The organism is Nonomuraea terrae, assembly GCF_004348995.1.
Lineage (GTDB): Bacteria > Actinomycetota > Actinomycetes > Streptosporangiales > Streptosporangiaceae > Nonomuraea > Nonomuraea terrae.
Genome location: NZ_SMKQ01000272.1, coordinates 1 through 9,973, shown reverse-complemented (window position 1 = coordinate 9,973; position 9,973 = coordinate 1). Strand labels below are relative to the sequence as shown.

The 9,973-nt window shown below is 71.2% G+C and carries 11 protein-coding genes; 4 read left to right on the top strand and 7 right to left on the bottom strand.

Going from position 1 to position 9,973, the window contains the following annotated elements:
- Positions 1-732 (top strand): 1-phosphofructokinase family hexose kinase (locus tag E1286_RS42990; protein WP_132622494.1); only part of this gene is annotated, 732 nt, incomplete at its 5' end.
- Positions 733-741: 9 nt separating this feature from the next.
- Positions 742-1,566, top strand: coding sequence for a class II fructose-bisphosphate aldolase (locus E1286_RS42985; RefSeq protein WP_132622492.1), 825 nt, complete (start codon positions 742-744; stop codon positions 1,564-1,566).
- Here the strand turns inward: E1286_RS42985 and E1286_RS42980 are convergent.
- The 6 genes from E1286_RS42980 to guaB form a co-directional block, all read right to left on the bottom strand.
- Positions 1,556-1,990 (bottom strand): GNAT family N-acetyltransferase, encoded by a 435-nt coding sequence (locus tag E1286_RS42980; RefSeq protein WP_132622490.1) that lies wholly within the window; start codon positions 1,988-1,990, stop codon positions 1,556-1,558. The two genes, E1286_RS42985 and E1286_RS42980, sit on opposite strands and share 11 nt — an antisense overlap.
- A complete protein-coding gene (locus tag E1286_RS42975) occupies positions 1,987-2,766 on the bottom strand; it encodes a phosphotransferase family protein (RefSeq protein ID WP_132622488.1) in 780 nt (259 codons plus the stop codon). Before E1286_RS42975 ends, E1286_RS42980 begins: the two co-directional genes overlap by 4 nt.
- Before the next feature lie 116 nt (positions 2,767-2,882).
- The gene (locus tag E1286_RS42970) at positions 2,883-4,085 is read right to left on the bottom strand and encodes an RNA polymerase sigma factor (protein WP_246075652.1); all 1,203 of its coding nucleotides are present in this window, start codon (positions 4,083-4,085) and stop codon (positions 2,883-2,885) included.
- 44 nt (positions 4,086-4,129) lie between these two features.
- Positions 4,130-4,378, bottom strand: a complete 249-nt coding sequence (locus E1286_RS42965; protein WP_132622486.1) for a hypothetical protein — start codon at positions 4,376-4,378, stop codon at positions 4,130-4,132.
- A 69-nt stretch (positions 4,379-4,447) separates the two neighbouring features.
- Positions 4,448-5,569, bottom strand: a complete 1,122-nt coding sequence (locus E1286_RS42960; RefSeq protein WP_187368308.1) for a GuaB3 family IMP dehydrogenase-related protein — start codon at positions 5,567-5,569, stop codon at positions 4,448-4,450.
- Between the two features lie 4 nt (positions 5,570-5,573).
- Positions 5,574-7,055: an IMP dehydrogenase gene (gene guaB, locus E1286_RS42955; protein WP_132622484.1), complete on the bottom strand. Its 1,482-nt coding sequence runs from the start codon at positions 7,053-7,055 to the stop codon at positions 5,574-5,576.
- 501 nt (positions 7,056-7,556) lie between these two features.
- Between guaB and E1286_RS42950 the strand changes: the two genes are divergently transcribed.
- Positions 7,557-8,567: a helix-turn-helix transcriptional regulator gene (locus E1286_RS42950; RefSeq protein WP_132622482.1), complete on the top strand. Its 1,011-nt coding sequence runs from the start codon at positions 7,557-7,559 to the stop codon at positions 8,565-8,567.
- A gap of 39 nt (positions 8,568-8,606) precedes the next feature.
- On the top strand, positions 8,607-8,984 hold the full coding sequence (locus tag E1286_RS42945; RefSeq protein WP_111184766.1) for a DUF5319 domain-containing protein: 378 nt from the start codon (positions 8,607-8,609) through the stop codon (positions 8,982-8,984).
- Between the two features lie 109 nt (positions 8,985-9,093).
- On the opposite strand, the gene E1286_RS42940 is transcribed toward E1286_RS42945, so the two are convergent.
- Positions 9,094-9,729 carry a sigma-70 family RNA polymerase sigma factor gene (locus E1286_RS42940; protein WP_132622496.1) on the bottom strand — a complete coding sequence of 212 codons (636 nt, stop codon included), beginning with the start codon at positions 9,727-9,729 and terminating at the stop codon, positions 9,094-9,096.
- Positions 9,730-9,973: the final 244 nt, after the last annotated feature.

Sequence of the window (9,973 nt, the reverse complement as noted above, 5' to 3'; positions counted from 1 at the left end):
CCGGAGACCCCCGGAACCTCTCAGACCACCCTCAGCACACCTCCCTCCACCCCGGGGACACCCGCCGCCTCTCCCCTCGCCCTGGGGGCGCCGGCCGCCCCGGAGGCGTCCGGTGGGGGGCGGACGGCCCTGTTCAACGAACCCGGCCCCGAGGTGACGGCCGACGAGCTGGCCGCGTTCACGCGGCGCTACACCGAGCTCCTGGGCGACGCCGACGCCGTGGTCATCGCGGGCAGCCTGCCGCGCGGCGTCCCCGCCGACGTCTACGCCACCCTGGCCGCCCTCGCCGCCGGCCAGGGCGTCCCGGCGATCGTGGACGCCGACGGCGAGCCCCTGCGCCATGCCCCCGAGGGCCGCCCCACCATCGTCAAGCCCAACGCGGACGAGCTGGCCAGAGCCGTCCCCGGCGGCACCCCGACCGAGGGCGCCGAGGCGTTGCGCGAAAGGGGCGCAGGGGCGGTCGTGGTGTCCATGGGCGCCGACGGCCTGCTGGCGGTCACCGGCGAGGGGACGTTCCGGGCGCGGATGCCGTACACCGTGCGGGGCAACCCCACGGGCGCGGGCGACGCGCTGGTGGCCGGGCTGGCGCTGGGCCTGGTCGAGCGGACCCCGTGGCCCGACCGGCTCAGACGCGCCGCGGCGCTCGGCGCGGCGGCCGTGGCCACGCCCGTGGCCGGGGAGTTCGACCCCGCCGTGTACGCCGCCATCCACCCCCTGATCAGCCTCTCCTAAGGAGCCCTCATGCCCCTCGCTCCCATCGGCGACATCGTCCACCAGTCCCCCGCGGGAGTGGGCGCGTTCAACGTGATCCAGCTGGAGCACGCCACCGCCGTCGTGGCCGGCGCCGAGGCCGCCGGGCAGCCGGTCGTCCTGCAGATCAGCGAGAACTGCGTGCGCTACCACGGCGCGCTGGAGCCCCTCGCGCTGGCCTGCCTCGCGATCGCCCGCCGGGCGCGGGTGCCGGTCGCGGTCCACCTCGACCACGCCACCGACCGCGCGCTGGTGGAGGAGGCGGTGGCGCTGGGCCTGGGCTCGGTCATGTACGACGCCTCGGCCCTGCCCGACGAGGACAACGTCCGCGCGACCGCCGAGGTGGCCGCCTTCTGCCACGAGCGCGGCGTGTGGGTCGAGGCCGAGCTGGGCGAGGTCGGCGGCAAGGACGGTGTGCACGCCCCCGGCGCCCGCACCAAACCGCACGAGGCGGTCGACTACGTGGCCAGGACCGGCGTGGACGCCCTCGCCGTCGCCGTCGGCACCTCACACGCGATGACGACGAAGGACGCCGTGCTCGACCTCGACCTCATCGCCGAGCTGCGCGCGGCCGTGCCGGTGCCGCTGGTGCTGCACGGCTCCTCGGGCGTCCCCGACGACGTACTGCGCGAGGCCGTCCGCCGGGGCATGAAGAAGATCAACATCGCGACTCACCTGAACAAGGCGTTCACCGGCGCGATCCGCGACTACCTCGGCCGCGACGAGCGCGTGGTCGACCCGCGCAAGTACGTCAGGTCCGGGCGTGACGCGGTGGCCCGCGAGGTCACCCACCTGCTGGGCGTGCTCACGGGCTGAGCGACTTGCGCATCAGCACGGCCTGGCGGCCCTCGATGCCCGCGCGCCCGGTCTCGACGTAGCCGAGCGACGCGTACAACCGGATGTTCGACGTCATCTTGACGTTGGTGTAGAGGCGCAGCGCGGGCAGCCCGAGCCGGCGCGCCTCGTCCTCGGCGTAGGCGAGCAGCGCCCGCCCGATGCCCCTGCCGTGCATGTCCGGACGTACGGCGACGTTCTCCACCAGCAGCGCGTCGTCCTCAGGGACGAGCACGATCAACCCGTCGAGCGGGTCGGTCACGTGCACCCGGCCGCCCGCGATGAGCGCGCCGTAGTCGGCCTCCAGAGGCAGCGGCCGCGCGCCGACGGCCTGGATCCACGGCGTGTAGGCGTCGTGGACGAGCTGCTCGACGGCCGCCTGGTCGGCCGGTCCTGCGAGTCTCACGCGCCCAGGGTAGCGAGGACACGTTCGGCCTGCCGCCGGAAGGTCCCGGGCGGGTTGCGCGGCCCCTCATGGGAGAGCAGGAACAGCCAGACCAGCGCCTGCAACGTGCGGCACTCGCGCAGGCGCCTGCTCTCGTACGGGTCCAGCTCGAAGCGGCCCGCGATGTCCACCTCGCCGTCCACCCACATCGACACGTGCTCGGCCAGCTCCGCCAGCTCGAACGCCCGGTCGCTGCGCCCGGAGTCCTCGAAGTCGACGACGCGGACGCGGGCGCCGTCCCACAGGAAGTTCGCGAGGTTGCCGTCACCGGCCCCGAACACCGGCGTGACACCCTGCTCGCCCGGCGACCAGCTCTCCAGCCACCGCAGGCCCTCCCGCACGGCCCGGTCGGCCAGGGGGTCCCGCGGCCGCCACCCCGCCGCCCGCTTCCGCACCCACGCGACCAGCACCTCGACCTGCCACGGACGTACGGGAACGCTCCGCAGCACGTGAGCCGGCACCGCGGCGTGCAACGCGGTCACGGCCTCGGCCATGGCTGACAGCTGCGCCGCCGTACGCGTGGCCAGGCCGCGCAGCGGCACTCCGGCGATGCGCGACATGGTCACCGCGCCGCCCTCGAACGCGACCGGCTCGGGCGCCAGCCCGGGGGCGTGCTCGGCCAGCAGCTTCAGCGCCAGCCACTCCCGCTCGGCGGCGCCGGGATCACCGTCCGTGTACCGCTTGACGACCAGCTCGCCCTCGTACGTCAGGTCGTGCTTGTGCTGAAGATCGGCCATTTCCGCATGCTAGGGCAGCGGCCGCTCGACGGCAGCGGCCACGAGCCTGCGGCGTCGCCCACCGTGTGCAGCTTGACCGGCACCCGGACGTTCGGCGACGGAGCAGTCCTGATGACCTACAGCCGCTGGGCGGCCGCGCGCAGGAACTTCCGCTCGACGTCGTTGCCCGACCGCGCGATCGCGGCCTCGTACGCCTGCGCCGCCTCCGTCGCGCGGCCCAGCCGCCGCAGCAGGTCGGCCCGTACGGCGTGGAAGAGGTGGTAACCGTCCGCGTCGAGGTCGTCCACCAGCGGCAACGCCGCTTCCGGCCCTTCGACCTCGGCCACGGCCACCGCCCGGTTCAACGCGACCACGGGGGTCGGGTCGAGCGCCAGCAGCAGGTCGTACAGCCGCAGGATCTGCCGCCAGTCGGTCTCCCGCGCGCTCGGCGCGTCACCGTGCACCGCGTTGATCGCCGCCTGCACCTGGTACGGCCCCGGCGTGTCGCGCCGCAGGCACCACCGGACGATGTCCTGCCCCTCCTCGATCAGCGTCCGGTCCCACAGCGCGCGGTCCTGCTCGGCCAGCGGCACCAGCCCGCCGTCCTGTCCGGTACGGGCCTGGCGGCGCGCCTCGATGAGCAGCATGAGCGCGAGCAGCCCCTTGACCTCGGGCTCGTCCGGCATGAGCGCGGCCAGCAGCCGCCCCAGCCTGATGGCCTCCGCGCACAGGTCCTCGCGGACCAGCCGGTCGCCCGAGCTGGCCGCGTACCCCTCGTTGAAGATCAGATAGACCACGGCCAGCACCGCCCGCAGCCGCTCGGGCAGCTCCGCCTCCCCCGGCACCCGGTACGGGACGCGCGCCCGCCGGATCTTGCTCTTGGCCCTGACCAGCCGCTGCGCCATGGTCGACTCGGGCACGAGGAAGGCGCGGGCGATCTCCGCGGTCGTGAGCCCGCCGAGCAGCCGCAACGTGAGCGCCACCTGCGCGTGCACGGCGAGCGCGGGATGGCAGCAGGTGAAGATGAGACGCAGCCGATCGTCACGAACGGGCCCGTCCTCGGCGAGCGGCTCGTCGGCGTCGTACAGCTGCACGGCCCGCACATGCCGCTCGTGCCGGCTCGACTCCCTCCGCAGCCGGTCGATCGCCCGGTTGCGCGCCGTCGTGATGATCCAGCCCGCCGGACTCGGTGGCATCCCGGCGTCGGGCCACTGGCGCACGGCCACCGCGAACGCCTCCTGCACCGCCTCCTCAGCGAGATCGATGTCCCCGAACGCCCGCACGAGCACGGCGACCGCCCGCCCGTACTCCTCGCGGAACACCCGCTCAACCGCGCTCACCACACACCACCCCGCCCGTCATGCCGGGATCGGCAACCCCGGGCTCAGGGTCTGCCGCCGCGTTCCATGGCCTCGACGGCGTTCTTGGCGGCGAGCAGCGAGGCGCCGGTGGACTCGCGGTAGATCTTGATGGCCTTGATCGTCTTCCCGTTCTCCAGCGCCCGGTAGAACTCGGCGGGCAGGGCCGGTGTGCCGGGACGGGGCTCGGGAAGCGCGGGGTCGATGCCGAGACGGCGCTGCAGCATGGCGACCTGCTGCTCCAGCCGGGCAATCCTCTCTTCAAGGGAATCCATCCCGAAACCCTACGTCACATGCCGCGGCCGCCGCCCGAGCAAGTCGTCGGACGGCGGCCGGAGAGCAAGTCAGCGCTGGATCGGCGCGACGACGACCTCGACGCGCTGGAACTCCTTGATGTCGGAGTAGCCGGTCGAGGCCATGGTGCGCTTGAGCGCGCCCATGAGGTTCATCGACCCGTCGGCCACACTCGACGGCCCGTGCAGGATCTGCTCCAGCGTGCCGACGGTGCCGAACTCGACCCGCCGCCCCCGCGGCAGATCGGGGTGGTGAGCCTCCGAACCCCAGTGGAACCCGTGCCCGGGAGCCTCCATCGCGCGGGCCAGCGGCGAGCCCACCATCACGGCGTCGGCGCCGCAGGCGATCGCCTTGGCGATGTCGCCGGACGTGCCCATGCCGCCGTCGGCGATCACGTGGACGTAGCGCCCGCCGGACTCGTCCATGTAGTCGCGCCGCGCCGCGGCGACGTCGGAGATCGCGGTCGCCATCGGCACCGCCACGCCCAGGACGTTACGGGTCGTGTGGGAGGCGCCGCCGCCGAAGCCCACCAGCACTCCGGCCGCGCCCGTGCGCATGAGGTGCAGCGCCGCGGTGTAGGTGGCGCACCCGCCCACGATGACCGGCACGTCGAGCTCGTAGATGAACTGCTTGAGGTTGAGCGGCTCGGCCCGCCCCGAGACGTGCTCGGCGGAGACGGTCGTGCCGCGGATGACGAAGATGTCGACGCCCGCGTCGATCACGGCCTTGTGGTACTGGACCGTACGCTGCGGCGACAGGCGCACCGCGGTGGTCACGCCGGAGGCCCGGATCTCCTCGATGCGCCGGCCGATCAGGTCTTCCTGGATCGGCGCGGCGTAGATCTCCTGGAGCCGCTTGGTGGCCGCCTCCTGGTCGAGCGCGGCGCACTCCTCCAGCAGCGGGCGCGGGTCTTCGTAGCGGGTCCACAGGCCCTCGAGGTCGAGCGGAGCCAGACCGCCGAGCCGGCCGATCTCGATGGCGGTGGCCGGCGAGACCACGCTGTCCATGGGAGCGACGACCACGGGCAGCTCGAACCGGTAGGCGTCGATCTGCCAGGTGATCGAGACCTCCTCCGGGTCACGGGTGCGCCGCGAGGGCACCAGACCGATCTCGTCAAGCGAGTACGCCCGCCGCCCGGTCTTCCCCCGGCCGATCTCCACCTGCTGAGTCATGGACTTACCTTCTGTGATAGTTCGGAGCTTCCACGGTCATCTGGATGTCGTGGGGGTGACTCTCCTTGAGGCCTGCCATCGTGATCGGCATGAGCTCGCAGTCGGTGTGCATCTGCTCGATCGTGCGGCAGCCCGCGTACCACATGCCCTGGCGCAGACCGCCGATGAGCTGGTGGGCCACGGCCGACACCGGGCCGCGGTAGGGCACCTGACCCTCGATGCCCTCGGGGATGTACTTGTCGTCGCCGCCGACGTCGGCCTGGGCGTAACGGTCCTTGCTGAAGGAGGTGCCGCCGCGCTCGCGGTTGCGTACGGCGCCGAGCGACCCCATGCCCCGGTAGGACTTGAACTGCTTGCCGTTGATGAAGATGAGCTCGCCGGGCGACTCCTCGCAGCCGGCCAGCAGCGAGCCGAGCATCACGGTGTCGGCGCCGGCCGCGATGGCCTTGACGATGTCGCCGGAGTACTGCAGGCCGCCGTCGCCGATCACCGGCACCCCGGCGGGCGCGCACGCCTTCGAGGCCTCGTAGATGGCGGTCACCTGCGGCGCGCCGACCCCGGCCACGACCCTGGTGGTGCAGATCGAGCCCGGCCCGACGCCCACCTTGACGGCGTCGGCGCCCGCGTCGACCAGCATCTGGGCGCCGGCCCTGGTGGCGATGTTGCCGCCGATGACGTCGGCCTTGCTGTTGGCCTTGATCTTGGCGATCATGTCGGCCAGCCCCTTGGAGTGGCCGTGGGCGACATCGACCACCACCACGTCGACCCCGGCCTCGATCAGCGTCTTGGCGCGCAGCTCGGCGTCGCCGCCGACGCCCACGGCCGCCCCGACGGTGAGCCGGCCGTCGGCGTCTTTCGTGGCCAGCGGGTACTGCTCGCTCTTGGTGAAGTCCTTGACCGTGATCAGGCCGCGCAGCCTGCCGTCGCCGTCGACCAGGGGCAGCTTCTCGATCTTGTTCTTCCGCAGCAGGGCGAACGCGTCCTCACGCGAGACCCCGACCTGCGCGGTGACCAGCGGCATCGACGTCATGACCTCGCGCACGGGCCGCGTCTGGTCGGTCTCGAAGCGCATGTCGCGGTTGGTGACGATGCCGAGCAGCGTGCCGGACGCGTCGGTCACGGGCACCCCGGAGATCCGGTACGTCGCGCACAGCCGCTCGACGTCGGCCAGCGTGTCGTCGGGGCTGCAGGTCACCGGGTTGGTCACCATGCCGGCCTCGGACCGCTTGACGAGGTCGACCTGCTGGGCCTGCTCCTCGATCGACAGGTTGCGGTGCAGGATGCCGATGCCGCCCTGGCGCGCCATGGCGACCGCCATGCGGGCCTCGGTCACGGTGTCCATCGCGGCGGAGATCAGCGGGATGGCCAGCGTGATGCCCCGCGACAACCGGGAACGGGTGTCGGCCTCGCCTGGCTGCAGGTCGGAATAGCCCGGCACAAGCAGCACATCGTCGAAGGTCAAACCCATCTCGGTGAACTTGGACATGCTGCGGCCCCCTCCTGCCGTTGCGCTGATTGAGCCAAGTCTAGGGCCTGGCTCCAAAACGAGTTGGCCGGGCCGCTCATGGCTCGCCGCGCGGGCGTTCGGGGTGCCGGGAGCACGACGACCCCCACGGTCCGACGTACTCCCGGCACGCGAAAAGCGCCGGGGGACGGGACAGTCGATGATCTGTCCCCTCCCCCGGCCACCGGCATCCGGGCGTGGCGGCGCAAAGCACCACCGAACCCCCCTCCGCGTCCGGATGGACCGCGCTGCCGCGCCCTGACGGACTGCCGACGCTAGGTAAAGCCTGCGTTACTCAACGACATGGGGGCAAGGTGCAAACGTGCAATTGCACGAAGCTGCACGCCCTGCCCGAGACGCCCGCCGGAATGAGCCGGAGAAGAGTCGAAGGTGTGTCGAACGAGTCCGCGAAACAAGGGGACAGCGGCGGGTAGCGGGGTTATCCTCGCCGCACGCCCGTATCCCCCCGACGGAGCCGCCCGCATGCGCGACGAGCCGCACACCGTGCCCGATCCCTTCGAGACCCTCGGTCTCGATCCGGCACAGACCTCGCTCTACACGGCGGTCCTGCGGCTGCACAGGGCCACGCGCACCGATCTGGCGCAGGCCATGGACGGGTCCGTCGAGACGGTCGGCCGGCAGCTCGACGACCTCGTCAGGCTCGGGGTCGTCGACGAGCAGTCCGGCCACTACCTGCCCCGGCATCCCGCCGCCGCGCTCGGCCGGCTGATCGCCCGGCGGCTCGACCGGCTGGCCGAGGAGAGCCGCAGGATCGACTCCGCGCTCGGCTCGATCCGCCATCTGATCCGCGACTACGACGCCGGACGCGACTATCGCAGCGGCCCTTTCACGGTGGAGATGGCGAGCGGGGCGGACGTGCTGTACGAAAGCGTGCTCGGCATAGCCGTGCAGGCGCCGCCGATGCAATTGGCCACCGCGGTTCCGGACGAGCGCACCATGACCGATTTTGTGCGGAAATTCGCGGATCCGTGGATTGATGCGCAGAAGCGCGAACTGCTCCGCGTCCAGGTGATCGTCCCTGTCTCCACGGTCGTGCTGCCCGGCGTACGCGACCAGCTGACCCGCCTGGTGGAGACCGGCGGCCGGGTGCGCACGCTCGACCGGGTGCCGAGCTGGTTCATGACCGCCGGCGACGAGGTGGCCGGCCTGCCCGCGCACTGGGGCGGCAACCTGCCCGACCACGCCTACAACTTCTATCTCGTGCGCACTCCCGTCATCGTGGGCGTGCTGCGGACGCTCTTCGGCGAGCTGTGGTCGCGCGCCGTACCGCTCCTGCTCGGGCGCAGGGGCGAGGGGATGATGCAAGTGCTGCGCCTGGCCGCGCAGGGCATGAGCGACGAGTCGATCGCCCGCCAGCTGGGCGTGTCGGTACGCACCGTCCGCGGCAGGTTCGCCGACGCGATGACCGAGTTGGGGGCCCAATCACGCTTCCACGCGGGCGCGGAGGCCGCCCGTCGCGGATGGCTCAGGTAATAGCCACCGCGCGGGCCGCTTCGGTCATATGGTGGGAAGGTGCTGGAAGACGTCCCCCGCGATCCATTCGCGGACGACCCTAACGACCCTTCCTCGGCGATGGGCGACCTCGACGACGCCGAGCCGCTCACCGCGGCCGAGCGCGACGAGGCCATCACGGATCTCGCCGACGTCGAGGTGTTCCGTTCGCTGCTCGAACCGCAAGGGGTGCTGGGGCTCGTACTCGACTGCCCCGAATGCGGCGAGCAGCACTTCTTCGACTGGGAGTTGCTGCGCGGCAACCTCAAACAGATGATCGAGAAGGGCCAGCCGCAGGTCCACGAGCCGGCCTTCCATCCCGACCCGGCAGACTACGTGAGCTGGGACTACGCCAGAGGCTACGTCGACGGGGTCATCGACACAGAAGAACGCCGCTGATCCACCTCGTCGAGCAACGCGACCAGCAACCGCACGGCCGGATCGCCGTGATCTGGCCTCTCACCACGCCCGAGCGCGTCGAGCAGCGCGTCGGTCTCCTCCTCAGGCGTCAAGCCGACTCCAGCTCGGCCATCTGCCGCAACCTCGCCAACGCCCGATGCTGGGCGACGCGAACCGCACCCGGTGACATGCCGAGTACATTACCGGTCTCCTCTGCGGACAGCCCCGACACCACCCGCAACAGCAGCAACTCCCGCTGGTTGTCGGGCAGCCTGGCCAGCAGCCGGCGGGCGTGCTCCACCTCGATGTAGCGGACCACCGTCTCCTCGGGCCCCGGCCCGTCGTCCGGCCCGTCGGGCAGGTCCTGAGTCGGTACGGCCGAGCGCACGGAGCTGCGCAGCGCGTCGGCCACCTTGTGCGAGGCGATCCCGAACACGAACGACGCGAAGGGCCGGCCCATGTCGCGGTATCGCGGCAGCGCGGACAGCACCGCGATGCACACCTCCTGGGCGACGTCGTCGGCAATGTGATATTGCCCCGAAACCCTGCCCAGCCTGGCGCGGCAATAGCGCACCACCATCGGACGCAACTCACCGATCAGGGATTCGATCGCACCGCGATCTCCCTGTACGGCGAGGCTCGTCAGTTCCCTTAGGTCGGAGTCATCCGTCCGTGCCGGAAGTCTCGACGCGAGCCTTACCCCGGTTTTGGCGTCGGCGACGCTTCCCTCGCTCACGATAGGCATGATGCCCGCACTGATCCGGCCTGTCGTCATAGCGAACGGCTACGGATTGGTCACATTGACGCGACGATAACCAGGAGTAATCGGACAGACACACTAAGCCTTATGCTCTGACATAATGTTTCATCCGTTTCCCCGGAATGCACGACATTTGTCAGCGCTCAGACGCTTATCGCCCGATCCCGGTTTACTCCCATTAATCCACCTTTTCCCCCATATCCACCCACCCTCACGCCAAATCGCACCC